Source organism: Vreelandella nanhaiensis, assembly GCF_003990185.1.
In the GTDB taxonomy this organism is placed as follows: Bacteria; Pseudomonadota; Gammaproteobacteria; order Pseudomonadales; family Halomonadaceae; genus Vreelandella; species Vreelandella nanhaiensis.
Map to the genome: position 1 here is coordinate 1 of NZ_RZHF01000025.1, position 26,575 is coordinate 26,575.

Sequence of the window (26,575 nt, forward strand, 5' to 3'; positions counted from 1 at the left end):
TGATTGTCAAGGGCGTTGTTTTCGATGTTTAACTACCCACATCCAAAACTTCTAACCGCTTGATAACCCGAAGGTTTTCACCTTCATTCACCGCTGGTAACGCTTGGCGTCCCCGGCAGCGGATGCGTACTTTACGGATTCRCTGCCGGCTTGGCAAGGCCTTTTTGAAATTTAGCGGAAAAAGTTTAAATAAGCGTTACACGGGCGTAGCGTTTCTTGCCAGCTTGAATGACATAGGCATTGCCTGTCGCCAGCATGGTGTCCTGGGCAACCGCTTCGCCATCTACCTTTACGCTACCGTTTTTAAGCATATCCTTGGCTTGGGCGCTGTTCTTGGTGAGCCCGGAGCGGTTAAGCACAGTCGCGATAGGTGCCTGCTTGCTGCCTTCAAAGTCCACCTCTACTTCTGGCAGGTCTTCCGGCAGTTCACCATCGGCCAGCTGGTTGCCTGCCGACTTGTGCGCATTGGCGGCCGCCTCGTCTCCGTGGTAACGGGCTATCAACTCACGCGCCAGTTCCATCTTTACGTCGCGCGGGTTCGCCCCCTGCTCAACGCTTTGCTTAAGCGCATCAATCTCTTCGTTGGATTTCAACGACAGTAATTCAAAGTAGCGCCACATTAAACTGTCGGGCATAGACACCAGCTTGTTGAACATGGAACCCGGCGCTTCATCGACTCCCACATAGTTACCTAGCGACTTGGACATCTTCTGCACGCCGTCCAGACCTTCCAGCAGCGGCATAGTGATCACCACCTGCGGCTCCTGGCCGAAGTGCTTTTGAATCTCGCGTCCCATCAGCAGGTTGAACTTCTGGTCGGTGCCACCCAGTTCGATATCGGCCTCAAGCGCTACAGAGTCATAGCCCTGAACCAGCGGGTAAAGGAACTCATGAATCGCGATCGGCTGGTTAGCCTTGTAACGCTTCTCGAAGTCATCACGCTCCAGCATACGCGCAACGGTGCTTTGAGCCGCCAGCTCAATCATCTTGGCCGCGGTCAGTTCACCAAACCACTCAGCGTTAAAGCGCACCTCGGTCTTTTCAGGATCCAGTATCTTGAAGACCTGTTCTTTATAGGTTTCGGCATTGGCTTTAACGTCTGCTTCGGTCAGCGGCTTACGCGTTACGTTCTTGCCGGTTGGGTCGCCAATGCGGCCGGTGAAGTCACCGATAAGGAAAATCACGGTGTGACCGAGGTCCTGGAACTGGCGCATCTTGGTCAGCAGTACGCTGTGACCCAAGTGCAGGTCAGGGGCCGTGGGGTCAAAACCAGCCTTGATACGCAGCTTGCGCCCAGAGGCCAGCTTTTTCTTAAGCTCGTCCTCTATCAGGATTTCATGCGTACCCCGCGCCAGCAGCGCTAAAGCCTGATCCACCTCACTCATTGCCTCTCTCCACTTTAAACTTTGCCCCTCAGGGCATACAGATGATAAATAGCCGACGATGTTACCATGCCTCTCGGCCCTGGTTGAGCCTTCGCCCCGCTTTGGATGACGCTTTATGAAAACGCCCCCTGCCGCTACGCCGCTTTATTATCTGGGTTTAATGTCGGGCACCAGCCTTGACGGTATTGATGTGGCCCTTATTTCGATTGAGCCTAGCGCCCCACCCCGGCTGGTGGCCACCCATGCCGAACCCATGCCTGATGCGCTGCATAGCGCGCTATTAGCGCTGTGCCATGCAGAACAGACAAGCTTTGCAGAGCTCGCCTTTGCAGAGGATGCGTTTTGCAAACTGCAGGCTCAGGCTGTTAAAGCACTACTGAATAAGCAAGGTCTCTCACCTGACAATATTTGCGCTATCGGAAGCCACGGGCAGACTGTAGAACACGCACCCAGCGGTCATCACGGCGGCCCGGCCTACACACTACAGCTGGATAATCCGAGTCTTTTGGCAGAATTGACGGGCTGCACAGTAGTGGCTGATTTTCGCCGGCGCGATTTGGCCGCTGGCGGCCAGGCGGCTCCACTGGCTCCCGCGTTTCATCAGGCGCTATTTGGCAGACACACCCATGAGCAGCTGATTCTTAACCTGGGTGGCTTTGCCAATGTGACCTGGATGCCACGTGATACATACCAACCGGTCATGGGGTTTGATACCGGCCCAGCCAATGTCCTGCTGGATGCCTGGTTTGCCGAGCATCAGACCGGCCGGTTTGACCAAAGTGGCGCCTGGGCCGCAAGCGGAAAGATAGATCATGCGCTGTTATCCCGCCTGCTGGCCGAGCCATTCTTCCACCAGCCACCGCCGCGCAGTACCGGTCGGGAGCTTTTTCACCTGGCCTGGTTGAAGCAACAGCTAACAGGCAAAGAAGCGCCAGCGGATGTGCAGGCAACGCTCGCTGAGTTGACGGTCATCAGTATCACCCAGGGTATCGAGCAGCTGCTGCCCGAAAGGCCCAGCGTTACGCTGATTACCTGCGGCGGCGGCGCCCACAACAGCTATCTAATGGCACGTCTTGCACACCATCTGCCCAGCGCCACGCTGACCTCCCCCTCGGCTTACGGCTGGCCGGAAGACTGGATTGAAGCAGGCGCTTTTGCCTGGCTTGCCCATCAGCGCCTGCACCTAAAGCCCGGAAACCTGCCATCCGTGACGGGTGCCCAGGGGTATCGTGTGCTGGGGGGCATTTATGCGCCTTAAGGCATGCCTATGAAAAGCCAACAAACAGTGCGCGCAACCCGTATCATGGTGGGCGGGCCACTGGAAATATGCGCCAAGCGCATTGCGCTTTGCCGACAGTGCCAGCAGTTCGTTAATATCCCTATCTCTTCCAGCTGCGGTAAGGTGCTTGAGCATGATACATAGCGCACTTCCAGAGTCGCTTGCAAAGGCGCGCGAACGCCTGCACCAGGCATTAAAAGAAGCAGGTCGCCCCCTGAATAGCGCGAGCCTGCTGGCGGTGAGCAAAACCAAGCCTGCCGCCGTGATTCGCCAGGCCTGGCAGCTTGGCCAGCGCGAGTTTGGTGAAAATTACCTACAGGAAGCCTTGGAAAAGCAGGCGGACCTGGCGGATCTGGACGACATCGTGTGGCATTTCATTGGTCCGCTCCAATCCAATAAAACGCGCGCAGTTGCGGAGCGCTTTGACTGGATCCACAGCGTTGATCGCCTGAAAATTGCCAAGCGGCTGAGCGAACAGCGCCCTGCTCACCTGCCTCCTCTGAATATTTGTCTGCAGGTAAACATAAGCCGTGAGGACTCCAAATCTGGCGTTCTACCGGAAGAGACCGCCGCGCTGGCCGCTGAAGTAGCTAAGCTGCCCAATGTACAATTACGCGGTTTGATGGCCATTCCAGCACCGGCTACCACGCTTGAAGCGCAGCGCGAGCCGCTAGCCGCGCTGCGCAACCTGCTGGTATCCCTTCAGGCGGCACTGCCTCAGGCACCGCTGGATACGCTGTCGATGGGCATGAGCGACGATTTGGAAGCAGCTGTATTCGAAGGGGCGACGCTCGTGCGCTTGGGCACCGCCATTTTCGGCGCACGTAACACAGACTAATCCACTGACAGCATGCGATAAGGTTGCTGGCGCAGCGGATTCACAAAACCGAACAGGACATAGACATGGCGAGCAGGATTACTTTCATTGGTGCGGGCAACATGGCAACCGCCATTATCGGCGGACTTATCGACAGCGGCGTTGCGCCCACCAACCTAACCGCCACGGCCCCGAACAGCAGCGAGCTTGCCCCCATTAAAGAGCGCCTGGGCATTCATACCCAGACCGACAACAGCGCAGCTGTCAGCGGTGCTGATGTGGTGGTGCTTGCAGTAAAGCCACAAATCATGCGGGTCGTATGTGAAGAACTTAAAGACACTATTCAGCAAACGCGACCGCTAGTGATCTCCATTGCCGCCGGGCTTGACGCTGCCACCATTGATCAGTGGCTGGGCGGCAACAACGCGCTGGTACGCTGCATGCCCAATACACCTTCGCTGGTTGGCTGCGGCGCCAGCGGCTTGTATGCCAACAGCGCCGTAAGCGAAGCGCAGCGTACGCTGGCCACCCAGCTAATGGAAGCGGTAGGTATTGTCGAGTGGGTGGAAGACGAGTCCCTTTTAGCCGCGGTTACCGCCGTGTCCGGCAGTGCCCCGGCCTACTTCTTTTTGATGCTGGAAGCCATGGAAGAGGCCGCAGTCGCCCAGGGCCTTTCGGCTGACACCGCACGCCGCCTGGCGATTCAGACTGCGCTGGGCGCTGCGACCATGGCGCAGCAAAGTGATAAAGACCCCGCCACACTCAAGCAGAACGTCATGTCGCCCGGCGGCACCACCGAGCGCGCCATCCAGCATATGGAAGAAGCGCACCTACGCACAATTGTTGCTGATGCCATGCAAGCCTGCGCCAAACGCGCCCAGGAAATGGCCCAGGAATTAGGCAGTCACTGAATACCCTTAACGAGACGGAGAATCATCAATGGGCAATCAATTGGGCAGCGCCGGGTTAATGCTGGTTAACACGCTGATCAACATTTATCTGTTTTTACTTATGCTGCGGTTTTTATTGCAGGCATCAAGGGCGGATTACTACAACCCGCTGAGCCAGACGGTCGTTAAGATCACCCAGCCGGTAGTCGGGCCTTTTCAAAGCTTTTTAGGTCCGGTGGCCGGGCGTTTTGATCTTGCTACCCTGGCCGCCGGCTTTGTACTGAAGGTGGTAAGCATCATCGCTATTTTCATGGTGATTGGCATTGGCATGCCACCAATTGCCGGGCTTGTGATTGCAGGTGTCGCCGCCCTGGCCAATGCAATTTTAAAGATCTACTTCTTTGCCATGATTGTGATGATCATCTTAAGCTGGGTTGCCCCCAACGCAAGCCACCCCGCCGCCCTGCTGGTCATGCAGTTGGTTGAGCCGATCATGGCGCCGGTACGCCGGATCATTCCACCGCTGGGTATGATTGATCTATCGCCCATTGTGGTATTTATCGCCATTAACCTTATCGATGGACTCGTGATTGGCTCGCTGATTCGCGCAGCCGGCATTTCTGGTGCGCTGGTAGGCCTTTAAGGGCCTGCCCGCTACCCATTCATCAGCAGGACTAACGCTTTCGATGCCCGACTCAGATACGCTTGCCTTTGCTGACCGACCAACCGGCTCCGTTGGTCTTGTCACCCCTCACATTGCGCAGTTTGATACGCCGCTTGCCCTCGCCTGCGGCAAAGTGCTGCCAGAATATGAGCTAATTTATGAGACCTACGGCACGTTAAACGCTGAACGTAGCAACGCCGTGCTGATTTGCCATGCGCTCTCCGGCCATCACCATGCCGCGGGCTATCATAGCCAGGATGACCGCAAACCCGGCTGGTGGGACGACCATATTGGTCCGGGAAAATCGATCGATACCAACCGTTTTTTTGTCGTATCGCTGAATAATCTGGGCGGCTGCCATGGCAGTACCGGCCCGGTTAGCCACAATCCGGAAACCGGCCGCCAATGGGGGCCGGAGTTTCCCATCGTAACGGTGAGCGACTGGGTTGCAAGCCAAGCCCGGCTTGCCGACCACCTGGGCATTGAACGCTGGGCCGCCGCAGTAGGCGGTAGCCTTGGCGGCATGCAGGTACTCCAGTGGACAATCACTTACCCCGAGCGGGTAGCCAATGCGGTGGTGATTGCGGCAACGCCACGCCTCTCAGCCCAGAACATTGCGTTTAACGAAGTAGCCCGTCAAGCCATCCGTTCAGACCCCGATTTTTTTGGCGGCTGGTACGCCGAGCACGATACCGTTCCCAAGCGCGGGTTAAAACTGGCGCGCATGATAGGCCATATTACCTATCTGTCTGAAGATGCCATGGGCAGCAAGTTTGGCCGCGACCTTCGAAGCGACGACCTCAACTTCGGTTTTGACGTCGAGTTTCAGGTGGAGTCCTACTTGCGCTACCAGGGCGATACCTTTTCAACCGCCTTTGATGCCAACACCTACCTGCTGATGACCAAGGCCTTGGATTATTTCGACCCGGCTTCCCTGGCTGACGGCGATTTAGCCAAGGCGTTAGCACCTGCCCAGTGCCCTTTTTTGATTGTCAGCTTCACCACTGATTGGCGATTCCCGCCGGCGCGCTCACGCGAGTTGGTAGATGCCCTCACCCGGGCAGGCAAGGCAGTTAGCTACGCCAATATTGAGTCGCCTCATGGCCACGATGCGTTTTTATTGCCAGACCCCCGCTACCAGGCTCTGTTCAGCGCCTTTATGAACCGTACTGCTCGTGAGCTAGGCCTGGAGGAGACCCGTTGATGCGCGCCGACCTTGAACTGATTTACGATTGGGTGCCCCAAGGCGCTCACGTGCTGGACCTTGCCTGCGGAGATGGCGCGCTTCTGGAAAGCCTTGCCCGCAACAAGGACGTGACCGGCTACGGGCTTGAGATTGACCCTGACGGCATCACCCAGTGCGTGGCCCGGGGCGTGAACGTTATCGAGCACAACCTGGACGATGGCCTGGCAAGCTTTTGCGATCACAGCTATGACCAGGTGATCATGACCCAGGCGCTTCAGGCGCTGCGCCGCCCAGACAAGATGCTCGATGAGATGCTGCGCGTCGCCAATGAGGGAATTATCACCTTTCCCAATTTCGCCTACTGGCGGCACCGGGTTTATCTTGGCCTGCGCGGCTATATGCCGGTTTCCAAGTCGCTGCCTCACGCCTGGTACGACACCCCGAATATTCACCTGTCGACCTTTAACGACTTCGAGCAACTATGTCGTGAAAAGGGGCTGGTGATTGTGGACCGTGCCGTTGGCGTAGGCGAGCGCCGCGGGCACTGGACCTCAAAGTGGTGGCCCAACCTGTTTGGCGAGATTGCCATCTTCCGCGTACGTCGCCGCTAGGCGAACCGGCAGCGTACGTTCAAGCGCTACGCTGACCGGAACGCCCGCCTGCCACGCGACCTGCGTGCCGTAGGCCAGCACTTCAACGCCGCTGGCAACCGCGGCCACAAGCCCAGCGGCGTAAGCTGCATCGATGTGCCCGGCGGCGGCGACATCCTCAATACCCTCATGAGCAATGCAGAACAGCAGTATCGCGCGCTCGCCCTGCCCGGCGAGCGCGCTCAGTGTCTGCAGGTGCTTGAGCCCTCGCGTGCTGACCGAGTCCGGGAAGTAGCCATGCCCATCCGGCTCTTTCAGGGTCACCTGCTTGACCTCGATATAGGCGCGCCCTTTCACCGGGTCTTCCAGCAGGAAATCAAGCCGCGCCTCGCCCACCTTCACCTCACGGCGATGGTGGGCATAACCGGCTAGCGCCTTAAATCGCCCTGAGCAAAGCGCCGCCTCAACAATCCGGTTCGTCCGCCCGGTATGCACCGATACCAAAGACGCGTTGCCATCCGGCTGAGGCAATTCAATCAGTTCCCACGTCCATAAAAGCTTGCGCTTGGGGTTATCGCTGGGTGATAGCCAGACGCGACAGCCGGGCACATTCACGGCTTTCATTGACCCGGTATTAGGGCAATGGGCAATCACCTCGCGGCCATCATCCAGACGCACGTCAGCGAAGAAGCGCTTGTAGCGGCGCAGCAGCGTGCCGGGGACCAGCGCCGGATAGTGGAGCGTCATAACCGCTCCACGAAGCGCGCCATCCGCGCGACGGCCTCCTCAAGCCGGGCAACATTGTTGGTAAACGCAATCCGCACATGGTGCTCACCACCGCGCACGGCAAAATCAATGCCGGGGGTAATGGCCACGTTCTCCTCTTCCAGAAGCCGTTCACAAAACGCCTGGCTGTCGTGGCTATAGCGGGAAATATCCAGCCACACATAAAACGCGCCCTGGGGCGGTAAATCCGGCGCCAAACTCAGCTGAGCCAACCCATCCAGCAACACCTGGCGGCGCTTCGCGAGTATTTCGCGGCGCTGTTCCAGAATAGCCCGACACTCGGGTGTGAAGGCGGCAAGTGCTGCATACTGAGAGGGCGTAGACGCCGCCAGAAAGACATTCTGGGCAAGCCGGGTTAACGGCTCGACCGCCCGCTCTGGCGCGATCAACCATCCCAGGCGCCAGCCGGTCATACCGAAGTATTTTGAAAAGCTGTTAACCACAAACGCCTCACTGGAAAGCGACGTGGCTGACAGTGGCACGTCATCATAGTTGAGCCCTTGGTAAATCTCATCGACAATCACTTCGCCCGAGCGCCTGGCCACGGCGTCCAGCACTTGGGTGAGCTGTTCAGCGCTCAACGTGTGGCCCGTTGGGTTGGAGGGCGAAGCCAACATGGCCAGGCGAGTCTGGTCACGCCAGTGCCGGTTGATCAAGTCAGCATCCAGTTGCCAGCCGCTCTCGCGCCCCACCGAAACGGCATCTATTTCAGCGCCCGCCAGCGCCATGAAATGGCGGTTGCAGGGGTAATTGGGATCTGCCATCAACACCCGATCGCCGCTCTCCACCAGTAGCTGGCTTGCCAGCAGCAGCGCACCAGAAGCGCCAGGGGTGACCAGAATTCGCGAAGGGTCCACCTCGGCATTAAAGTGCTCGGCGTAATGGCCAGCAATGGCTTCACGCAGAGCCGGCAGCCCGGCGGCGGGGGTATAGCGTGTTTTCCCAAAGGCAAGCGCCTGCTGACCTGCCGCAATGATCGGCTCAGGCGTAGCAAAGTCCGGCTCGCCGACCTCCAGGTGAATCACATCATGCCCGGCGGCCTCCCGCGCCTGAGCCATTTCCAGCAGATGCATCACACGAAAGGGCGCCACGTGGCTGACTCGCGAATTCCAGGCCATAACGGCTCCTTCACCTAACAGAGTTAAAACATGACATAGGTCGTACAAACGGTAGGACCATAGTCGCAAACGCACCATTATGCTTGCAAAGTGGTCATTTTTCAGCTAAACAAGCATCCCTTTGGCGTGAGATCGTGGCACACGCTCATGGTCGATCAGCAGTCACATACGTAAGGGGCAATCCCATGCCAGTAGCGGAAAAAAAACCGGAAGCGACCAAGTCCTTCACCCCGTATGAGCCGGCACCGGGTGAAGAGTACATGAACGATAAGCAGTTGGCGCATTTTCGTCAGCTGCTATTGGACTGGAAGCAGGACCTCATGGAAGAGGTGGATCGTACCGTGCGCCACCTACAAGAAGATGCTAACAACTACGCAGACCCCGCCGACCGGGCAACGCAGGAAGAAGGCTTTAGCCTTGAACTACGCACGCGTGATCGCGAGCGTAAGCTGCTCAAGAAAATCAATGAAACCATCGAGAAAATCGACGAAGACGATTATGGTTTCTGCGAAGCGTGTGGCGTAGAAATTGGCATTCGCCGCCTGGAAGCCCGGCCAACGGCGACACTTTGCGTGGATTGCAAAACGCTGGCAGAACTTAAAGAAAAACAGCTGGGCGGCTAAAAGGTGGCCAAACCACCTCTACGCTAGCGCTGAAGGCGGGCACCTTGGGGTGCCCGTTTTTGTTACGGGTAAAGGCTTTTATGACTCCTTCTGCTTGCTATCGGGGGCGCTTTGCTCCCACGCCTTCAGGTCCCCTGCACTTTGGCTCTCTCGTGGCAGCACTGGGTAGCTACCTGGATGCCCGCGCCGCAGGCGGCCAGTGGCTGGTACGTATTGAAGATATCGACCCGCCGCGTTGCCCCCAAGGCGCTGATAGCATCATCTTGCGCCAGCTGGAAACCTTTGGCCTGGAGTGGGACGAGAAGGTACGCTGGCAGCACGACCGCCATGAGGCCTACCAGCAGGCGCTTGAGCAATTGGCCGCCCAGGGCCTGGCCTATCCTTGCAGCTGTTCGCGCAAGCAGTGGCAGGCCTATGCTATTTACCCAGGCTGGTGTCGTGACGGGCTAAGCGATCCAGACAAGCCGGCCGCCTGGCGGCTGCGCAGCGACCTGGCCAGGCGGCCGATCATCTGGCAGGACCGCCTGTTTGGCTACCAGCAGTTTGACCCTGCCGACTTAGGTGATGTGGTACTCAAGCGCAAGGATAACCTGTGGGCCTATCAGTTGGCGGTGGTGGTGGACGATGCCGAGCAGGGTATTACCGACGTGGTCAGAGGGCTGGATCTGCTTGATAACACGCCCTGGCAGCGTCAGCTGCAAATTGCTCTGACCCTGCCCGAGCCACGTTACCTGCACCTGCCGCTGGTGGTCACGCCAGAAGGCCAAAAGCTTTCCAAGCAGAACCTGGCGCCTGCGCTTGCCGAAGAAGCGGACGACGTGCGCCGCCAGCTTTTTCAGGCCCTTCAAGCGCTTGACCAAACGCCTCCTGCCGAATTGGCAACAGAGCCACCTACCAGCCAACTACACTGGGCAGTGGCAAATTGGTCGGTTGGTCGGTTAACGCCATCTGAACACCGCTTTTCGCCGTAAGGATACGTCTATGTATGTCTACCGCATCATGCTGTTTCTGGTGTTTGGCGGTTACCTACTCTCTCCACTTCTGATGGATGGCTGGAGCAACCCAAGCGTTGCCTGGTACCGCCCGTTTGCGATTTGGGGTGTATTGATTTCGCTGACGCTTTGGCTTGAGCAAAAAAGGAAGTTAGATGAGCGTTGAGTTAATCGGTGTCTTGCTACTGGGCATTGGGTACCTGGCCCTGCTGTTCGGTTGCGGCACTGCCGTGGAGCGTGGCTGGGTGCCAGCAAGCGTTACACGCCACCCAGTGGTCTATACACTTGCCTTGGGCGTTTATGCCAGTGCCTGGGCAATCTACGGTAGCGTTGAACTTGCCGCCCACGCAGGCTTTGGCTATCTGGCCTATTACCTGGGCGCAGCGGGAACCTTTCTGCTTGCCCCGGTGCTGCTGGTTCCCATCCAGCGGATTACCCGCACCTATCAACTTGCCTCTCTGGCGGACCTGTTTGCGTTTCGCTTTCGCTCGCGCTGGGCAGGCACCCTGGTCACGCTGATCAGTCTAGTAGCGGTGTTGCCGCTTTTAGGCATTCAGGTACAAACTCTTAGTGATGCGATCCACTGGCTCACCGGTAGCCCGTATAGCTCAAGCGCCGCGCTGCTGTTTTGCGGGCTGATTGCCGTCTTTGCGGTGGTCTTCGGCGCACGGCCTAACCACTCCCGCCAAGACCCACTGATTAGCATTCTAGCCTTTGAATCGCTGATCAAGCTGTTCACCATGCTCTGCCTGGGAGCTGTGGCACTGTGGCTAGTATTTGATGGACCGCAAGATTTGCAGCGCTGGTTGGAAGGGCCAGGATTACCTGCCCAGCAGGCTACTCCGCAGCTAGAAGCCGCTCAGTGGCGAACGCTGCTGCTGCTATTTTTCGCCTCTGCCCTCATGATGCCGCACCTGTTCCACATCACCTTTGCTGAAAACCTGTCGCGCCATACGCTGCTGCAGGCCAGCTGGGCGCTGCCGCTCTTCCTACTCCTGATGGCCCTTCCCGTTCCGCTTATCTGGTGGGCGGCACAATCAGTCAACAATGAGATACCAGTGGCGGCCTACGCGGTGTACATGATGAGCGAGCACTGGTGGGTCAAGGCGCTGGCGTTTATCGCAGGACTGGCCGCAGCCAGTGGCACCATGATCATGATCTCTCTGGCACTTTCCGGGATGGTGCTTAACCATATCGTGCTGGTAGCCAGACCCCCGGAAGCGCGTAGTGACCTGTACGGCTGGCTGCTCTGGTTGCGTCGGGCACTGGTAGTCGGCGTAATCGTTAGCGGCTGGCTGTTTTATGAGGGGGTGGGGCGGCATCATGATCTGGCCAATCTGGGCATGACCTCCTTCGTGGGGATGGCCCAGTGCCTGCCCGGCATGCTGGCGCTGCTTTATTGGCCGGGAGCAAATCGCAAAGGCATGGTGGTCGGGCTTATCGCGGGCGTCGCGGTATGGCTTTGGGGGCTTTGGCTGCCGCTTATCTTCTCGCTACCCACGCCACCCCTGCCTTTCACCCACCTGATCCCGAGCGATGCACCGCCCTGGTATACGGTAACGCTGCTGTCGCTTGCCACCAATATTGTTCTCCTGATCGTGATATCGCTTTTCACGCGTATTTCAGAAGGTGAACGCTCGGCGGCGGAAGCCTGCTCGGTGGATGCGGTTATCCGCTCAAAACGCCTGCCGCTGGAAGCCGCCACGGCGGCTGATTTTTCCACCCACCTGGCCCAGGCCATTGGCGATGAAGCGGCCCAGCGCGAGGTCTCCCGGGCGCTGAGCGCACTCAAGCTAACCCCGCAAGAGCGCCGCCCCTACGCGCTGCGGCGCCTGCGCGACCGCATCCAGGCTAACCTGTCGGGTTTGATGGGCCCCTCAGTAGCGCGCGATATCGTTGACCGCTACCTGCCCTATCGCCATGACGATGCGCCTGTCACCGATGACATCCACTTTGTGGAAAGCCGCCTGGAAGCCTATCGGTCGCGCCTGACCGGGCTTGCTCGCGAGCTTGACGGATTGCGCCGTCACCATCGCCAGACGCTGGCTTACCTACCGGTGGGGCTATGCGTATTTGGCGATGACAAGGAGCTTCTGATGTGGAACCAGGCGCTCTCCCAGCTTTCAGGCATCAGCGGTGAAAGCGTTATCGGTTCACGCTGCGACAGTCTTCCCACCCCCTGGCCCGAGCTCTTGGGCAATGTCCTGCTGGCTACCCATACGCCGCTTTATAAACAGGCCGTCACGCTGCACGGCAAGGATTACTTTCTGACCCTGCACAAGGCGGAATTGAGCGGCCATGATAGCCGGGGTGGCAGCGTCATCCTGGTCGAGGACCATACCGAAATGAAGTGGCTGGAAGATGAACTGGTGCACGCCGCCCGCCTTGCCTCCATTGGCCAGCTGGCGGCCGGCGTCGCCCACGAGATCGGCAACCCGATAACCGGGATCTCATCGCTGGCGCAAAACCTGCGCTACGATACCCAGGACCCAGCCCTGCTTGAGACCGCCGACCAGATTCAGCAGTTGACCCAACGCGTGACCAAGATCGTCAACTCCCTGGTCGGCTTCGCCCATGGCGGACGCCATGCGGGGCCGCCACCGGACTCGCCGGTGGCGCTTACCACGATAAGCGAAGACGCATTACACTTGATCCATCTGGCGCGCTCGGGTGAGGATGTAACTCTGACTAACGCTTGCCCTGAAGGGATAGTAGTGCGTGGTGATGCCCAGCGTCTGACCCAGGTGATGGTCAATCTGCTCAGCAATGCCCGTGACGCCTGCATGCCTGACGGCCAGGTGGTCATTACTGCCGGGCGCGAGGCAGGCAGCGCTTGGTGGCGGGTCAGTGATAACGGCCAGGGAATCGACCCGCGCGTGCGCGACCATCTGTTTGAGCCCTTTACCACGACCAAGCCCGCCGGCGAGGGAACAGGTCTTGGGCTATCGCTTGCGTACCAGATTATTAGTGAACACCAAGGCCGCATAGAGGTGGCCTCGCCACCTCCCCAAGAGTCACGCGGTACGGCCATTACTCTTTGGCTGCCGCTTTACCAACAGGATGACCAGCAACCTCATGCCCAGGATTCTGATTGTTGAAGATGAAGCGATTATTCGCAGCGCCCTAAAGCGTTTGCTTGAGCGTCACGATTATACGGTCAGTGAGGCGGGCAGCGCCGAAGAAGCCGCCCAGCTGGCGCTTTGTGAGTTCAACCTCATCATCAGTGACCTGCGTTTGCCAGGGGAGCCGGGGACCACGCTGATCAAGGCCGCCGCCCCTGCGCCGGTACTGATCATGACCAGCTATGCCAGCATGCGCTCGGCGGTGGATGCCCTAAAGCAAGGCGCGGTCGACTATATTGCGAAACCGTTTGATCATACCGAGCTGCTAGAGACTATCGAGCGCATCCTGCATCAGCAGGCGATGCAGCACAGCGAGCCGCCCGCAATTACCGATGATGGCGGTAGCCAGCAAATGATGATTGGTGACTGCGCCGCCATGCAGCAGGTATATACGCGTATTCGCAAAACTGCGCCTGCCGATGTCACTGTACTGATTCTGGGCGAATCAGGTACCGGCAAAGAGCTTGTGGCCCGAGCCATTCATCAGCAGAGTAAGCGCGCCAAAGCACCGCTGATCAGTGTCAACTGCGCCGCCATTCCCGAAACCCTGATTGAGTCGGAGCTGTTCGGTCATGAGAAAGGTGCGTTTACCGGGGCAAGCGCGGCACGCACCGGCCTTGTGGAAGCCGCCGATCAGGGCACACTATTTTTAGATGAGATTGGCGAACTGCCCCTTGATGCCCAGGCGCGCCTTTTGCGCGTGCTGCAAGAGGGGGAAATCCGCAAGATCGGCTCGGTAGAGACTCGCCACGTCAACGTTCGCCTGATTGCGGCCACCCACCGTGACCTGCGGGCACTATCCAAGAGCGGCGAGTTTCGTCTCGATCTTTACTACCGTTTGAACGTGATGCAGATTGAACTGCCTCCGCTTCGCGAACGCGAAGACGACGTGCTGCAGATTGCCGATATCCTGCTTAAAAAAGCCTGCAAGCGGCACGAGCGCCCGGAGCTGCGCCTTTCCAGGGCCGCCCGCCAAGACCTGCGCGATTATCCGTGGCCCGGTAATGTACGCGAACTTGAAAATGCCCTGGAGCGCGGTGTCATTCTGGCTGAAGGGCATTTGATTCACCCTGATGACCTGGGGCTTGGCCCTGTCTCACCGCGCGCCCATGCAAGCTCGACGACATCCAACGGTGAAGAAAGCCTAGCGGAGGAAGAGGACGATTTGTCCCTTGAAGACTATTTCCAGCACTTCGTGCTTGAGCATCAGGACCAAATGAGCGAAACCGAGTTGGCCCAGAAACTGGGGATCAGCCGGAAAAACCTTTGGGAGCGGCGTCAACGTTTGGGCATACCGCGTAAAAAAACCGCTCGGCGTCCTGGCTAGTGCGTTAGCGAAGCCGGCGATGCCAGCATTTCGCATCTTCGTCTTTTGGGCGCTGGCTTTCATACTCAAGGCTTACGACCAACGTCTAATATACTGATTTAAATAAAAAATAATCACTTTTTCGTTACCTCCGCAATGTTACCTGACCACACAACCCACCTAAAAAACACACACAAATGCGGTAACACTCACTAGCCCCATTGGTTACTTGGCACGCCAATTCAACCCCAAACTACTGAAATATATAAACTCCCCAACAAGTGGCACAACGAGTGCAATATATTCAGGTAAGAAAAACAAACTGGGCCAAGCGGTGGGTCTTCAATAAAAACAACATGACGCCACCCCAACCTGAGCCATAACAAAAACAATACGGCCGGGCGAGATAACAGCACCAATAACAATAACAGGCTTACATCTCACGACTTGCTGGCGCTAAGAAAAATAAGCGCAGCCAATAAAAACAACATATAGCAAGTGCCCAAAACGGACGCGACGTACACCAGGTGATCTGCACACCAATAAAAATAACAGCAGTGAGTGTGTACACCCCCGGAACCAACAACAATACGCCGGGGAAGAAAAGTTCGCGGTTGGATTATTGTTTTGAATACGAGGCGGTCGGAAACGCCTACCGACTGCGGTGCGTATTCAGGGCGATGTGCCATCATGAAGAAAAACAGCAGCATGGACGCTGATTAAATACTTTACAGGGGAGGCTCCCTTAGCCTCCCCTTTCCGCGTTTAAAAACTTGAGCGCCCGTAAACCCACAAGCGAGACTTTGCAAGCGTAAAGGGGTCGGCTACACTCAGCCACTTACTGCTTACTTCACGGCCACTTTTTAGATACCCTGCGAGTCGATATCGCCGCATGTTCAAAGGATTTACCCGTTTCTTACATAATCAGGAAGAGCAAGTGAAAACGCTGCTCGATCCCCAGGAGAGTGTAGCCACTCTCAGCCCTCGTATTATCCCCCGGTCCGAGCACCCCGTTTCTCGCCAGCACATTAGCGACGCCGCATTAAAGGTCCTTTATCGCCTTAACGGTGCAGGCTTTGACGCTTATCTGGTGGGCGGCTGTATTCGCGATGCGCTGCTTGGCAAAATGCCCAAGGATTTTGACGTGGCCACCAACGCCACGCCTGAGCAAGTGCGCGACCTGTTTCGCAACTCGCGCCTGATCGGTCGGCGGTTTCGTATAGTGCACGTCCGCTTTGGCCGTGAGGTCATTGAAGTGACCACCTTCCGAGGCAAGCCTCAGGATGAGCACGGGGAAAATATTGCCCACCAGTCTGACGCGGGCCTGCTGCTGCGCGATAACGTATGGGGCAGTATTGAAGAGGATGCCGTGCGGCGTGACTTTACCGTCAACGCGCTGTACTACAACATCGCCGACTTTAGCCTGCATGACTTTGCCAACGGCGCCCAGGATATAGAATCGCGCACGCTGCGCCTGATTGGCGACCCGGCCACGCGCTATCGCGAAGACCCGGTACGCATGCTGCGCGCCGTACGCTTTGCCGCTAAGCTCGGCTTTACCATTGAGCCGGCTACCGAAGCGCCGATGTACGATCTTGCACCGTTATTGCTGCAAATTCCGCCAGCGCGGTTGTTTGACGAAGTGCTCAAGATGTTCATGTCTGGCCACGGGCTTACCACCTTCCGCCTGCTCAGCCACTACGGGCTGTTCGGCATGCTCTTTCCCGAATCGGAAGAAGCCATGGCGGATGCGGCGTGGGCGGAAAAACTGATTGAATTTGCCCTTGCCAATACCGACAAGCGCATCGCTGAAGATCGCCCAGTAACGCCGGCGTTCCTGCTGGCCGCCTTCTTGTGGGCACCGGTTGCCCAGCGCCAAGCTGAACTTGAGAGCGAAGGCATGCCTGCCATCCCTGCCCTGCAGACAGCTGCACAGGAAGTCGTTTCGCGCCAGTTGGAGCATACGTCGATTCCCAAGCGCTTTGGCATGCCCATGCGTGATATCTGGGAGCTTCAGACCCGTCTGCCGTTACGGCGCGGCAAGCGAGCCTTCCAGACCCGTGAGCATCCGCGTTTCAGGGCCGCTTATGATCTACTGCTTTTGCGTGAGCAGGCTGGCGAAATACCGCGTGGTTTAGGCGACTGGTGGACAGCCTTCCAGCAGGGCGATGAGCATGAGCAGCGCCGCTTGCTTCAAAAAGTGGGTGCTGACCCGGCAAGCCAGGGTGACCGTCGGCGCAAACGGCGTCGCAAGCCGTCGCGCAGCTCAGAATAGTAAATCAGGTAATGTGCCCGAACAGAGAGCAGAGCATGACAATATTATCGCTTGTGTATATTGGCCTGGGCAGCAATCTGGAGAATCCGATCACCCAGGTGCGGCAGGCTATTTCCGAGCTTGCCACCCTGCCGCTTAGCCAAATGCACGGCGTCTCTTCTCTGTATGCAAGCCGCCCGGTAGGCCCTCAGGATCAACCGGACTTTATCAACGCGGTGGTCGCGCTCAAGACGCAACTATCGCCGCTTGCCCTGCTCGACCAACTTCAGAGTTTGGAACAGCGCCATCGGCGCCAGCGCGAGCGCCACTGGGGGCCGCGCACGCTCGATCTCGACCTGCTGCTATATGGCCAAGAAACGATTTCCCATCCGCGCCTGAGCGTTCCCCACCCGCATATGCAAGCCCGCGCTTTTGTGCTCGCTCCGCTTGCCGAGCTTGATGCATCGCTCACCCTTCACCAGCAGCCCTTGAGCCACTGGCTTGGCCAGATTCCCGACCTTGGCATTCAGCGTTTAGTCGAAGATGGCCCCGGCTAGGCGGCTTTGCGCCTATTGGAGTCTCGACAGGCAGCGCTTGAAGGGTAACAATCACGCTCCGTATTGCATTCGTGATATCAACAATGGTCGGTTGCCCATGTCGCGCCGCCCCACGACAATAGAGAGCACGCCATGAAACCCGTTACACTGAGCACGCTTCAGGCGTACAAACGCACTGGTGAAACGTTCAGTTGCTTAACCGCTTATGATGCCTCTTTCGCTCAGGCGGCCAGCCACGCCGGTATTGAGGTACTGCTGGTTGGTGATTCGCTGGGCATGGTGCTTCAAGGTCACGCCAGTACCCTGCCCGTTACCATTGAAGATATCTGCTATCACACCCGCTGCGCGGCGCGCGGCAAAGGCCCTAGCCTGCTGATGGTTGACCTGCCGTTTATGAGTAATGCCACCACCGAGCGTATGCTTGAAGATGCTGGCGCGCTGATGCGTGCCGGTGCTGAGCTTGTAAAGGTGGAAGGCGAAGCCTGGATGGCCGATGGCATTCGTGAACTTACTCGGCGCGGTGTTCCCGTTTGTGCTCATCTTGGTTTGACGCCACAGGCTGTTTATCAGATTGGTGGTTACAAGGTGCAGGGCCGGGAAGCTGCTCAAGCTGAACGCATCATCTATGACGCCAAGGCGTTGGTTGAAGCCGGTGCTTCGGTCATTCTGCTTGAGTGTGTACCGGCAAGCCTTGGCAAAGCGGTCACCGACGCGCTTGATGTGCCGGTTATCGGCATTGGCGCGGGGCCTGATACCGACGGCCAGATACTGGTCATGCACGATGTGCTCGGCGTTACCCACGGCCGCCCTCCTCGGTTTGTCAAAAACTTCTTGAATGAGGCCGACTGCATTCAGTCAGCGTTTCGGCGCTACCATGAGGCGGTAAAAAGCCGCGTCTTTCCCGCTCAGGAGCACTGCTTCTAATCTGCTCATTTAACGGTCATGCCACTACAACGCGAAATCACTATGCGCACCTTACGAGACATTACTGACCTGCGTAGCACTCTGCGCGAGTACCGACAGCACGACCACCGGATTGCGCTGGTACCCACCATGGGTAACCTTCATGCCGGGCATTTGGCTCTGGTAGCGAAAGCCCGGCAACACGCGGATATCGTAGTAACGAGCCTGTTCGTCAATCCTATGCAATTTGGTCCCAATGAAGACTTGGACGCCTATCCGCGCACCTTTACTGAAGATCAGGCAAAGCTCGCTGACGCTGGCTGCCACGTGCTGTTTGCCCCGTCCAACACGGCGCTTTATCCCAACGGGCTAGACGCGCAAACTCGTGTGCACGTACCAAAGGTGAGCGAAGGACTCTGCGGTGGCGCCCGCCCCGGCCATTTTGACGGTGTGTCTACCGTCGTTACACTGTTGTTCAACCTAGTTCAGCCAGACGTAGCCTGCTTTGGCGAAAAGGATTACCAACAGCTTGCCGTTATTCGCAAGTTCGTTCGTGACCTGCACATGCCCATAGAGATCATCGGCGTGCCGATCGTACGTGCTGAGGATGGTCTGGCGCTTTCCTCGCGAAACGGTTACCTAAGCGCCGCTGAACGCGCCATAGCACCTGCCCTGTACCGCACTTTATGCACACTGCGTGACGCACTCGAACGGGGGGAACCCGTTGAAACCGTACTGCACCAAGGGCATCAGGACCTCAAAGCGGCTGGCTTTATACCGGATTACCTGGAGCTTCGGGATACACACCTAAACCCCGTCAGCTCTGCAACACGTGATGCTGTACTGCTGGCAGCCGCCAAGCTGGGCCCGGCCCGGCTACTCGACAACCTAAGCGTGCGGCTGCCTTCTCAACCAATTACGTCCCACCATTAGGCAGCCTGTGCTGCTCAGGAGTTGTTATGCATACCATCATGCTCAAAGCCAAGCTGCATATGGCACGCGTCACCCACGCCGTTCTCAATTACGAAGGCTCCTGCGCCATTGACGGCGACCTGCTGGACATGGCGGGCATTCGGGAAAACGAGCAGATTCAGATCTACAACGTGGAGAACGGCGAGCGCTTTACCACCTATGCAATTCGCGGTGAGGAAGGCTCTCGGCTGATTTCCATTAACGGCGCAGCGGCGCACCTGGCCGCCCCCGGCCACCGGATCATTATCTGCAGCTATGCCCACTACTCAGAGGCCGAGCTTGAACAGCACCGCCCGGCACTGGTGTATTTGCAAGAAGGCAACCACGTCAGCCATACCAGCCACGCCATTCCGGTGCAGCTGGCCTAAGCCGTGTACTTATGAAAACGGGCCATTAAGGCCCGTTTTTTATTTGCGTCCAAATGCGTATTGCCGCAATGCACAACCATCCCCTATGCTGAATAGCACGGCTGACATAAAAGATAGATAGCGTACGTTCAACCTATAGCAATAACAGGCTGTCTAGCTTACTCACTCCAGGAGTCCTCTCATGCAAGAAGTAGTCATTGTTGCAGCTCGCCGCACCGCTATCGGCGCGTTTGGTGGTTCACTTGCAGACATTCCAGCAAGCGATCTTGGCGCCTTGGTCATCAAGGAAATTCTCGCCTCCACCGGTGTTTCTCCAGACCAGGTTGATGAAGTATTGCTGGGCCAGGTACTAACAGCAGGCGCTGGCCAAAACCCGGCGCGCCAGGCGGCAATCAAAGCGGGCCTGCCAGCCAGCGTACCGGCCATGACGATTAACAAGGTATGCGGCTCGGGCCTTAAAGCCGTACACCTGGCCACCCAGGCTATCCGTTGCGGCGACGCCGAGCTGATTCTGGCCGGTGGCCAGGAAAACATGTCCGCCTCGCCCCATGTATTGCCCCACTCGCGCACCGGCCAGCGTATGGGCGACTGGAAAGCCATCGACACCATGGTTCACGACGGCCTATGGGATGCGTTCAACGATTACCACATGGGCATCACTGCCGAGAACCTTGCCGAAAAATACGGTATTACCCGCGAGCAGATGGACGAGTTTGCCGCCCAGTCGCAGCACAATGCGGCCAATGCCATAAAAGAAGGCAAGTTCAAGAGCCAGATCGTGCCGGTCGAGATTCCCCAGCGTAAAGGCGACCCCATCGTCTTTGATACCGATGAAAATCCGCGCGAAGTGACCGCTGAAAAGCTTGCCAGTATGAAGCCTGCGTTCAAGAAAGACGGCACCGTTACCGCAGGTAACGCCTCATCGCTCAACGATGGTGCGGCAGTGGTCATGATCTGCTCGGCGGAAAAAGCCAAAGAACTAGGCCTTGAACCGCTGGCCCGGATTGCTGCTTACGCCAATGCAGGCGTTGACCCGGCAATCATGGGCATTGGCCCGGCACCGGCCACGCGCCGCTGCCTGGAAAAGGCTGGCTGGAGCCTGGACGACTTGGATCTCGCTGAAGCCAATGAAGCCTTTGCGGCTCAGGCGTTATCGGTTAACAAGGAACTTGGCTGGGACGCTTCAAAGGTCAACGTTAACGGTGGCGCGATTGCATTCGGCCATCCGATTGGCGCCTCGGGCTGCCGCGTGCTGGTATCGCTTCTTCACGAAATGATTGCCCGCGATGCCAAAAAAGGCCTCGCTACACTTTGTATCGGCGGGGGTCAGGGCGTTGCGCTAGCAATTGAGCGCCCTTAAGCACTTGCTTTAACCGCTTCAAAACAAATGCCCCTGTCACTGGACAGGGGCATTTTTTTATTGCCGACGCTTAGCGGTGTTTCATGCCCACAATATTTGGCGGCGTTCGCCATACCAGCAAGGCGCCCAACAGGAAAAGCGCCGAGGCGGCCCACATGGTGACCGGCAGGCTGGTAACATCGACGACTCGACCACCGACCATGGCGCCCAAACCAATGGAAAGGTTGAACACAAAGGCCATCAGCGCCGTAGCGGCTTCCGTGTTCGGCGCGGTGCGCAGAATCCAGGTCTGGATACTCACCGAAACACTGCCAAATACCGCCCCCCACATCATTAACATCAGTACACCACTGCTGGGCTGCACACCAAAAAACGGAAACACAGCGACCACAACCAGCAGAAGGCTAGGGATCGCCAGCACCGCCCGGTAAGGATGGCGTGCGGCAAACATACCTGCTGCAATATTTCCAATGATTCCTGCCGCCCCATAAAGCAGCAACAGACTGCCCACATGGCGCTGGGCTACACCGCTGATGTCTTGCAGAATGGGACTGATAAAGGTGTACGCTGCAAAGTGCCCTACCACTACAAAGCCCGTGGCCAATACAGCCACCCGCACACCGCGATTGCTGAACTGCTGAGCCAACACCTTCAAACGCACCGGCTCTCTGGGCGGCAAAGGCGGCAACCAGCACCATAGGGCCAGTGCAGTCAAAAGGCTGAAACCGCCCAACGCCCCAAAGGCAACCCGCCAGTTGCTGAGATCCCCCAGCAGGGTGCCCAGGGGTACACCTAACACTGAAGCCGCCGCCACGCCGCCAAAAATAACTGTCATGGCCTTGGCAACCTGGTCGCCGGGCACTAGGCGCGGGGCGATACTGCCAGCCACAGCCCAATAGCCGCCGATGCTGATGCCCACCAGCACTCGCGCCGCCAGCAGAAATATAAAGCTGCTCGCCAGCGCTGAAAGCACGCTGCCAATGACCATTACACCCATTAGCAACGTCAACATGACCCGCCTATCCATACGGCCTACCGCCACCGGTAACAGTGGCGCCGAAAAGGCAGCCACCACGCCGGGTACCGTCACCATCAATCCGGCGACACCGGGAGTAACATCCATTGACGAGGCCACTTGAGAGAGCAGCCCAATAGGCAGCTGCTCAGCAGTTACCAATAAAAAAATGCCGATCATCACGGCCACCACCGCCCACCAGCGCGGTGCCTGTTCCTTCTCCATGCCTACTCCCTTCTATCCCAACGTCCTTCCAGCCAAACTTTCTTTTAACCAAACAACGCCGCCCCCGCAGCCAGGGGCTACGGGGGCGGCATAGGGAACTCAGCGGAGGTTTAGCCCGCGGTGTTCTCGTTTTCAGCGGCAAACGCCGACTTCTCTTCTTCGGTGATCTCTTTGATCGAGAGCTTCACGCGGTTGCGGTTATCAATGTCGAGCACCTTCACCACCACCTCATCGCCTTCGTTCAGGAAATCGCGCACGTTGTTCACGCGCTCGGCCACGATTTGTGAGATATGCACAAGACCATCGGTGCCCGGCATAATATTCACAAAGGCGCCGAAGTCGGCAATACGCACTACTTTGCCCTGATAAAGCTTACCGATTTCCGCTTCGGCGGTAATCGCCAGTACGGTATCGATAGCTTTCTTGGCGGCCGCTTTATCTTCGGCGTAGATACGCACAGTACCATCGTCATCCAAGTCGATAGACGCGCCGGTGTCTTCGCAGATCTTGCGAATGGTAGCGCCGCCCTTGCCGATAACGTCACGGATCTTTTCCGGATCGATCTTGATCGTCGCCATAGAAGGTGCATTCTCGGAGACGTCGGTACGGCTCTGGCTGATGACCACGTTCATCTGCTCAAGGATACCCAAACGCGCCTTATGGGCCTGCTGAAGCGCCGTCTCCATGATCTCTTCATCGATGCCTTCGATCTTGATGTCCATCTGTAGAGCGGTCACGCCCTCTTCAGAACCGGCAACTTTAAAGTCCATGTCACCCAGATGATCTTCGTCACCCAGAATATCGGTCAGGACCGCGTAGCCGTCTTCATCTTTCACCAGGCCCATGGCAATACCGGCTACCGGGGCCTTCAGCGGCACACCTGCATCCATCAGGGCAAGCGAGGAGCCACATACCGACGCCATGGAGCTTGAACCATTGGATTCGGTAATTTCCGATACCACGCGGATGGTGTAGGGGAAGGCTTCTTCAGAGGGCAGCATGGCTTGAATACCACGGCGCGCCAAACGGCCATGGCCAATTTCACGACGCTTCGGGCCGCCCATGAAGCCAGCTTCGCCGACCGAATAAGGAGGGAAGTTGTAGTGCAGCATAAAGCGGTCTTTACGCTCGCCTTCAAGCGATTCAATCAGCTGCGAGTCACGCAAGGTGCCCAGCGTTGCCACAGCAATTGCCTGCGTCTCACCACGGGTGAAAACCGCTGAGCCGTGGGTTTTCGGCAGAACACCCACTTCGATGGCCAGCGGGCGCACGGTAAAGTTGTCGCGACCGTCGATACGCGGCTCACCCTTGACCACGCGTGAACGTACTACGCGCTTTTCAAGGCTGGCAAAGGCGCCTTTGACTTCTTCCTTATCGAACTTGTCGTTAACCGGCTCGCCTTCAGCGGAGGCCAGCTGTTCAACGGCCTGTTCTTTCAGTGCGGCAAGCGCGTCCTGACGGGCCATTTTATCGGTGATGCGATAGGCATCGCCCACCTTGGCTTCAAACGCGTCAGCCATGGCGTTTTTCAGCGCAACGTTCTCAGGTGCCGGCTGCCAATCCCAACGCGGCTTGCCCGCCTCTTGAACCAGTTCGTTAATGGCGCTGACGGCCACCTGCATTTCCTGGTGGCCAAACAGCACGGCACCCAGCATTTCATCTTCCAGAAGCTCTTTGGCTTCTGACTCAACCATCAGCACGGCTTTTTCAGTACCGGCGACGACCATGTCTAGCTCAGAGGTGGCGAGCTCTTCAACGGTCGGGTTTAGGAAGTAACCCTGCTCTTCGTTGAAGCCAACGCGTGCAGCACCGATCGGGCCGTTGAACGGCACGCCGGAAATCGAGAGCGCCGCTGACGTACCCAGCATTGCGGCAATATCGGGGTCATGGTTACGGTCGGTAGACAGAACGGTACAGATGACCTGCACTTCGTTCATAAAGCCTTTGGGGAACAGCGGGCGGATCGGACGATCGATCAAACGCGAGGTCAGCGTTTCTTTCTCAGTCGGACGTCCTTCGCGCTTAAAGAAGCCGCCAGGAATTTTACCTACCGCGTAGGTTTTTTCCTGATAGTGAACCGAGAGCGGGAAAAAGGGTTGGCTGGGGTTAGCTTCTTTGCGAGCTACCACGGTACACAGCACAACGGTTTCGTCCATGGTGACCATAACGGCACCGGTGGCCTGGCGAGCGATACGCCCGGTTTCTAGCGTGACGGTGCTACGACCGTACTGGAACGTTTTTTTTACCGGATTCACGGCGACTTCCTTTAACATAAATATCTACTTGTCTATTCGCTTTGGTCGTTTTGACTCGCCACTATTCTAGGCGCTGTAGCGCGTTACGGCTACCAGAAACACAAAAAACGGGCAGCTCCTTGGGAGCTGCCCGTTTCGACCTACAATAGAAAAGCTTAATTTCGCGAAGCGAAATACGCCTTTCTTAGCGACGCAGACCGAGGCGCTGAATCAGCGACTGGTAGCGATCGAAATCTTTACGCTTCAGGTAGTCCAGCAGTTTACGACGCTGGTTTACCATGCGGATCAGACCACGACGAGAGTGGTGATCCTGCTTGTTGGTCTTGAAGTGGTCCTGAAGGCCATTGATATTGGCGCTCAGCAGTGCAACCTGTACTTCAGGGGAACCGGTATCGTTATCGCCGCGGCCGTATTCGTTAACGATCTCGGCCTTCTTCTCAGCGGTTAAAGCCATCTGTCTCTCCAGTAAGCAATATGCCTAAAAATGAATGGGTGAGACCACGCATATTTGCAGTCTCAGTCGACTCTTTTCAACGTACAATTTTCGCGCAAATCGCCACATCCTTGCAACGGTTTTACGAGATAGCGACGGTACTCAACAATCGCTTGGGTGCTACTTCCTGAGCACTTTTTACAACGCCAAGGCCGATAAACGTCTTGGCGTAATAAAGTCTTGCCAAGGCATCCGGGGCCAGTGTGCCGATCGCAAGGTTTGCCGATTGGCCGTGGGCGAGACGCCCGTACGCCGTTTCGTCCACTTCAAGCGGGGGCAGATGGTCCACCAGAACATCAGCGGGCATCAGCTCAGCCTCGCGTGAGGCCTGGTCAGCCAGTGCCTCAAGCGCTTCCAACGTCCACATCATGTCACCCGTAAAAGGCCCGGTTTTGAGTCTGCGCAGCTGACTGATGTGAGCGCCGCATCCAAGCGCCAGACCGATATCTTCGGCCAACGTACGGATGTAAGTCCCCTTGCTGCAGGTGACTTCAAGCTCAAATGCCGTGCCGTCAAAGGCAAGCAGGCGCGCATCATACACGCTTACCCGCCGCGCTGCACGCGCTACCTGCTTACCTTCACGGGCCAGCTCATAAAGCTTTTTGCCTTGATGCTTTAACGCCGAATACATTGGCGGCACCTGATCGATCTCACCACGAAAGCGTGCAATAGCGGCTTCAATGTCATCAGCCGTTAAAGACGGCACATCGCGGCGCTCGATCACCGTGCCTTCGGCATCGCCGGTGTCGGTTATCGCCCCAAGCTCAACGCGAGTGCGATACATCTTGTCGGCTTCCAGCAGGTGCGCGGAGAACTTGGTGGCCTCCCCCAGGCAAATCGGCAACAAGCCAGTGGCCATGGGGTCCAGCGTGCCGGTGTGCCCGGCCTTTTGTGCCTCGAACAAGCGACGCACACGCTGCAGGGCATGATTGCTGGAAATACCCTTAGGCTTATCCAGCAGCAACACCCCATTAACCGGTAAACCGCGACGGCGACGAGCCATTAGCGCGTCTCCTCACCTTGATCCGTATCGTCCTCCTCATCCGCCTGACGGGCACGGTCGGTTGAAACCGCTTCGTCAATCAAGGACGAGAGATGCTGGCCGCGCACCACACTTTCATCGTAATGAAAGCGCAGCTCAGGCACGTGGCGCAGCTTAATGCGTTTGGCAATCTGGCTTCTTAGAAAACCTGCAGCGCGCTTGAGCACCTGCAGGTTCTCCTTGATACGCTCGGGCTCTTGCTCACCCAAAAGGGTGACGTAGATATCGGCGTAACCCAGGTCACGGCTAACGGTTGCGCCGCTCACTGTGATCATGCCCAGGCGCGGGTCTTTGACTTCGCGCTGGATGAGTACCGCCAGCTCCTTCTGGAGCTGGTCGGCTACCCGGTCGGTACGCTTGAATTCGCGCATGG

Annotated in this window: 26 protein-coding genes; 18 read left to right on the plus strand and 8 right to left on the minus strand. The window is 57.5% G+C overall.

The window, feature by feature from the left end; genetic code table 11:
* Positions 1–185 precede the first annotated feature (185 nt).
* The gene (gene tyrS, locus ELY38_RS15295; protein WP_127063100.1) at positions 186–1,385 is read right to left on the minus strand and encodes a tyrosine--tRNA ligase; all 1,200 of its coding nucleotides are present in this window, start codon (positions 1,383–1,385) and stop codon (positions 186–188) included.
* Between the two features lie 115 nt (positions 1,386–1,500).
* On the opposite strand from tyrS, the gene ELY38_RS15300 reads away from it, so the two are divergent.
* From ELY38_RS15300 to metW, 7 genes are all read left to right on the plus strand, one after another.
* A complete protein-coding gene (locus ELY38_RS15300; RefSeq protein ID WP_127063101.1) occupies positions 1,501–2,643 on the plus strand; it encodes an anhydro-N-acetylmuramic acid kinase in 1,143 nt (380 codons plus the stop codon).
* A gap of 9 nt (positions 2,644–2,652) precedes the next feature.
* Complete coding sequence (locus tag ELY38_RS19130; RefSeq protein ID WP_185859001.1) at positions 2,653–2,808, plus strand: hypothetical protein; 156 nt, start codon at positions 2,653–2,655, stop codon at positions 2,806–2,808.
* Positions 2,798–3,502 carry a YggS family pyridoxal phosphate-dependent enzyme gene (locus tag ELY38_RS15305; protein ID WP_127063102.1) on the plus strand — a complete coding sequence of 235 codons (705 nt, stop codon included), beginning with the start codon at positions 2,798–2,800 and terminating at the stop codon, positions 3,500–3,502. Before ELY38_RS19130 ends, ELY38_RS15305 begins: the two co-directional genes overlap by 11 nt.
* 65 nt (positions 3,503–3,567) lie before the next feature.
* The gene (gene proC / locus ELY38_RS15310; protein ID WP_127063103.1) at positions 3,568–4,392 is read left to right on the plus strand and encodes a pyrroline-5-carboxylate reductase; all 825 of its coding nucleotides are present in this window, start codon (positions 3,568–3,570) and stop codon (positions 4,390–4,392) included.
* A gap of 28 nt (positions 4,393–4,420) precedes the next feature.
* On the plus strand, positions 4,421–5,014 hold the full coding sequence (locus tag ELY38_RS15315) for a YggT family protein (protein ID WP_126949585.1): 594 nt from the start codon (positions 4,421–4,423) through the stop codon (positions 5,012–5,014).
* 43 nt (positions 5,015–5,057) lie between these two features.
* Positions 5,058–6,239 (plus strand): homoserine O-succinyltransferase MetX, encoded by a 1,182-nt coding sequence (gene metX / locus ELY38_RS15320; RefSeq protein ID WP_126949586.1) that lies wholly within the window; start codon positions 5,058–5,060, stop codon positions 6,237–6,239.
* Positions 6,239–6,832 carry a methionine biosynthesis protein MetW gene (gene metW, locus ELY38_RS15325; protein WP_126949587.1) on the plus strand — a complete coding sequence of 198 codons (594 nt, stop codon included), beginning with the start codon at positions 6,239–6,241 and terminating at the stop codon, positions 6,830–6,832. Before metX ends, metW begins: the two co-directional genes overlap by 1 nt.
* On the opposite strand, the gene sfsA is transcribed toward metW, so the two are convergent.
* Positions 6,773–7,558: a DNA/RNA nuclease SfsA gene (gene sfsA, locus ELY38_RS15330; RefSeq protein ID WP_127063104.1), complete on the minus strand. Its 786-nt coding sequence runs from the start codon at positions 7,556–7,558 to the stop codon at positions 6,773–6,775. The genes metW and sfsA overlap by 60 nt on opposite strands.
* Entirely contained in the window at positions 7,555–8,715 is a 1,161-nt protein-coding gene (locus tag ELY38_RS15335) for an aminotransferase class I/II-fold pyridoxal phosphate-dependent enzyme (RefSeq protein ID WP_127063105.1), read from the minus strand. Before ELY38_RS15335 ends, sfsA begins: the two co-directional genes overlap by 4 nt.
* A gap of 185 nt (positions 8,716–8,900) precedes the next feature.
* Between ELY38_RS15335 and dksA the strand changes: the two genes are divergently transcribed.
* From dksA to ELY38_RS15385, 11 genes are all read left to right on the plus strand, one after another.
* Positions 8,901–9,338, plus strand: a complete 438-nt coding sequence (gene dksA, locus ELY38_RS15340) for an RNA polymerase-binding protein DksA (RefSeq protein ID WP_126949590.1) — start codon at positions 8,901–8,903, stop codon at positions 9,336–9,338.
* Between the two features lie 80 nt (positions 9,339–9,418).
* Positions 9,419–10,309: a tRNA glutamyl-Q(34) synthetase GluQRS gene (gene gluQRS / locus ELY38_RS15345; RefSeq protein WP_127063106.1), complete on the plus strand. Its 891-nt coding sequence runs from the start codon at positions 9,419–9,421 to the stop codon at positions 10,307–10,309.
* 10 nt (positions 10,310–10,319) lie between these two features.
* Complete coding sequence (locus ELY38_RS19135; protein ID WP_185856288.1) at positions 10,320–10,496, plus strand: hypothetical protein; 177 nt, start codon at positions 10,320–10,322, stop codon at positions 10,494–10,496.
* Positions 10,486–13,428 (plus strand): ATP-binding protein, encoded by a 2,943-nt coding sequence (locus ELY38_RS15350; protein WP_127063107.1) that lies wholly within the window; start codon positions 10,486–10,488, stop codon positions 13,426–13,428. The genes ELY38_RS19135 and ELY38_RS15350 overlap by 11 nt, the downstream gene beginning before the upstream one ends.
* A complete protein-coding gene (locus ELY38_RS15355) occupies positions 13,406–14,779 on the plus strand; it encodes a sigma-54-dependent transcriptional regulator (protein ID WP_127063108.1) in 1,374 nt (457 codons plus the stop codon). The genes ELY38_RS15350 and ELY38_RS15355 overlap by 23 nt, the downstream gene beginning before the upstream one ends.
* A gap of 871 nt (positions 14,780–15,650) precedes the next feature.
* On the plus strand, positions 15,651–17,033 hold the full coding sequence (gene pcnB / locus ELY38_RS15360) for a polynucleotide adenylyltransferase PcnB (protein WP_127063109.1): 1,383 nt from the start codon (positions 15,651–15,653) through the stop codon (positions 17,031–17,033).
* Between the two features lie 35 nt (positions 17,034–17,068).
* On the plus strand, positions 17,069–17,569 hold the full coding sequence (gene folK / locus ELY38_RS15365) for a 2-amino-4-hydroxy-6-hydroxymethyldihydropteridine diphosphokinase (protein WP_127063110.1): 501 nt from the start codon (positions 17,069–17,071) through the stop codon (positions 17,567–17,569).
* A 132-nt stretch (positions 17,570–17,701) separates the two neighbouring features.
* Positions 17,702–18,493 carry a 3-methyl-2-oxobutanoate hydroxymethyltransferase gene (gene panB / locus ELY38_RS15370; RefSeq protein WP_127063111.1) on the plus strand — a complete coding sequence of 264 codons (792 nt, stop codon included), beginning with the start codon at positions 17,702–17,704 and terminating at the stop codon, positions 18,491–18,493.
* A gap of 42 nt (positions 18,494–18,535) precedes the next feature.
* Positions 18,536–19,405: a pantoate--beta-alanine ligase gene (gene panC, locus ELY38_RS15375; protein ID WP_127063112.1), complete on the plus strand. Its 870-nt coding sequence runs from the start codon at positions 18,536–18,538 to the stop codon at positions 19,403–19,405.
* Between the two features lie 26 nt (positions 19,406–19,431).
* Positions 19,432–19,812 carry an aspartate 1-decarboxylase gene (panD, locus tag ELY38_RS15380; RefSeq protein WP_127063113.1) on the plus strand — a complete coding sequence of 127 codons (381 nt, stop codon included), beginning with the start codon at positions 19,432–19,434 and terminating at the stop codon, positions 19,810–19,812.
* A 181-nt stretch (positions 19,813–19,993) separates the two neighbouring features.
* The gene (locus ELY38_RS15385) at positions 19,994–21,172 is read left to right on the plus strand and encodes an acetyl-CoA C-acetyltransferase (RefSeq protein WP_127063114.1); all 1,179 of its coding nucleotides are present in this window, start codon (positions 19,994–19,996) and stop codon (positions 21,170–21,172) included.
* A 70-nt stretch (positions 21,173–21,242) separates the two neighbouring features.
* Here the strand turns inward: ELY38_RS15385 and ELY38_RS15390 are convergent, their stop codons facing one another.
* The 5 genes from ELY38_RS15390 to rbfA form a co-directional block, all read right to left on the minus strand.
* Positions 21,243–22,412 carry an MFS transporter gene (locus ELY38_RS15390; RefSeq protein WP_127063115.1) on the minus strand — a complete coding sequence of 390 codons (1,170 nt, stop codon included), beginning with the start codon at positions 22,410–22,412 and terminating at the stop codon, positions 21,243–21,245.
* Positions 22,413–22,522: 110 nt separating this feature from the next.
* The gene (pnp, locus tag ELY38_RS15395; RefSeq protein ID WP_127063116.1) at positions 22,523–24,685 is read right to left on the minus strand and encodes a polyribonucleotide nucleotidyltransferase; all 2,163 of its coding nucleotides are present in this window, start codon (positions 24,683–24,685) and stop codon (positions 22,523–22,525) included.
* Between the two features lie 166 nt (positions 24,686–24,851).
* Positions 24,852–25,121: a 30S ribosomal protein S15 gene (gene rpsO, locus ELY38_RS15400; protein WP_126949601.1), complete on the minus strand. Its 270-nt coding sequence runs from the start codon at positions 25,119–25,121 to the stop codon at positions 24,852–24,854.
* A gap of 121 nt (positions 25,122–25,242) precedes the next feature.
* Positions 25,243–26,163, minus strand: a complete 921-nt coding sequence (gene truB / locus ELY38_RS15405; RefSeq protein ID WP_127063117.1) for a tRNA pseudouridine(55) synthase TruB — start codon at positions 26,161–26,163, stop codon at positions 25,243–25,245.
* On the minus strand, positions 26,163–26,573 hold the full coding sequence (gene rbfA / locus ELY38_RS15410) for a 30S ribosome-binding factor RbfA (RefSeq protein ID WP_127063118.1): 411 nt from the start codon (positions 26,571–26,573) through the stop codon (positions 26,163–26,165). The genes truB and rbfA overlap by 1 nt, the downstream gene beginning before the upstream one ends.
* Positions 26,574–26,575: the final 2 nt, after the last annotated feature.

Excerpts from the sequence above, each read along its gene's own strand:
- panB (WP_127063111.1), top strand. The coding sequence starts at position 17,702 with ATGAAACCCGTTACACTGAGCACGCTTCAGGCGTACAAACGCACTGGT.
- ELY38_RS15315 (WP_126949585.1), top strand. The coding sequence starts at position 4,421 with ATGGGCAATCAATTGGGCAGCGCCGGGTTAATGCTGGTTAACACGCTG.
- ELY38_RS15390 (WP_127063115.1), bottom strand. The coding sequence starts at position 22,412 with ATGGAGAAGGAACAGGCACCGCGCTGGTGGGCGGTGGTGGCCGTGATG.
- panD (WP_127063113.1), top strand. The coding sequence starts at position 19,432 with ATGCATACCATCATGCTCAAAGCCAAGCTGCATATGGCACGCGTCACC.
- truB (WP_127063117.1), bottom strand. The coding sequence starts at position 26,163 with ATGGCTCGTCGCCGTCGCGGTTTACCGGTTAATGGGGTGTTGCTGCTG.
- pnp (WP_127063116.1), bottom strand. The coding sequence starts at position 24,685 with ATGTTAAAGGAAGTCGCCGTGAATCCGGTAAAAAAAACGTTCCAGTAC.
- rbfA (WP_127063118.1), bottom strand. The coding sequence starts at position 26,573 with ATGCGCGAATTCAAGCGTACCGACCGGGTAGCCGACCAGCTCCAGAAG.
- ELY38_RS15385 (WP_127063114.1), top strand. The coding sequence starts at position 19,994 with ATGCAAGAAGTAGTCATTGTTGCAGCTCGCCGCACCGCTATCGGCGCG.
- folK (WP_127063110.1), top strand. The coding sequence starts at position 17,069 with ATGACAATATTATCGCTTGTGTATATTGGCCTGGGCAGCAATCTGGAG.
- ELY38_RS15305 (WP_127063102.1), top strand. The coding sequence starts at position 2,798 with ATGATACATAGCGCACTTCCAGAGTCGCTTGCAAAGGCGCGCGAACGC.
- ELY38_RS19130 (WP_185859001.1), top strand. The coding sequence starts at position 2,653 with ATGAAAAGCCAACAAACAGTGCGCGCAACCCGTATCATGGTGGGCGGG.
- ELY38_RS15350 (WP_127063107.1), top strand. The coding sequence starts at position 10,486 with ATGAGCGTTGAGTTAATCGGTGTCTTGCTACTGGGCATTGGGTACCTG.
- sfsA (WP_127063104.1), bottom strand. The coding sequence starts at position 7,558 with ATGACGCTCCACTATCCGGCGCTGGTCCCCGGCACGCTGCTGCGCCGC.
- proC (WP_127063103.1), top strand. The coding sequence starts at position 3,568 with ATGGCGAGCAGGATTACTTTCATTGGTGCGGGCAACATGGCAACCGCC.
- ELY38_RS15335 (WP_127063105.1), bottom strand. The coding sequence starts at position 8,715 with ATGGCCTGGAATTCGCGAGTCAGCCACGTGGCGCCCTTTCGTGTGATG.
- ELY38_RS19135 (WP_185856288.1), top strand. The coding sequence starts at position 10,320 with ATGTATGTCTACCGCATCATGCTGTTTCTGGTGTTTGGCGGTTACCTA.
- ELY38_RS15355 (WP_127063108.1), top strand. The coding sequence starts at position 13,406 with ATGCCCAGGATTCTGATTGTTGAAGATGAAGCGATTATTCGCAGCGCC.
- metW (WP_126949587.1), top strand. The coding sequence starts at position 6,239 with ATGCGCGCCGACCTTGAACTGATTTACGATTGGGTGCCCCAAGGCGCT.
- ELY38_RS15300 (WP_127063101.1), top strand. The coding sequence starts at position 1,501 with ATGAAAACGCCCCCTGCCGCTACGCCGCTTTATTATCTGGGTTTAATG.
- metX (WP_126949586.1), top strand. The coding sequence starts at position 5,058 with ATGCCCGACTCAGATACGCTTGCCTTTGCTGACCGACCAACCGGCTCC.
- rpsO (WP_126949601.1), bottom strand. The coding sequence starts at position 25,121 with ATGGCTTTAACCGCTGAGAAGAAGGCCGAGATCGTTAACGAATACGGC.
- tyrS (WP_127063100.1), bottom strand. The coding sequence starts at position 1,385 with ATGAGTGAGGTGGATCAGGCTTTAGCGCTGCTGGCGCGGGGTACGCAT.
- panC (WP_127063112.1), top strand. The coding sequence starts at position 18,536 with ATGCGCACCTTACGAGACATTACTGACCTGCGTAGCACTCTGCGCGAG.
- pcnB (WP_127063109.1), top strand. The coding sequence starts at position 15,651 with ATGTTCAAAGGATTTACCCGTTTCTTACATAATCAGGAAGAGCAAGTG.
- dksA (WP_126949590.1), top strand. The coding sequence starts at position 8,901 with ATGCCAGTAGCGGAAAAAAAACCGGAAGCGACCAAGTCCTTCACCCCG.
- gluQRS (WP_127063106.1), top strand. The coding sequence starts at position 9,419 with ATGACTCCTTCTGCTTGCTATCGGGGGCGCTTTGCTCCCACGCCTTCA.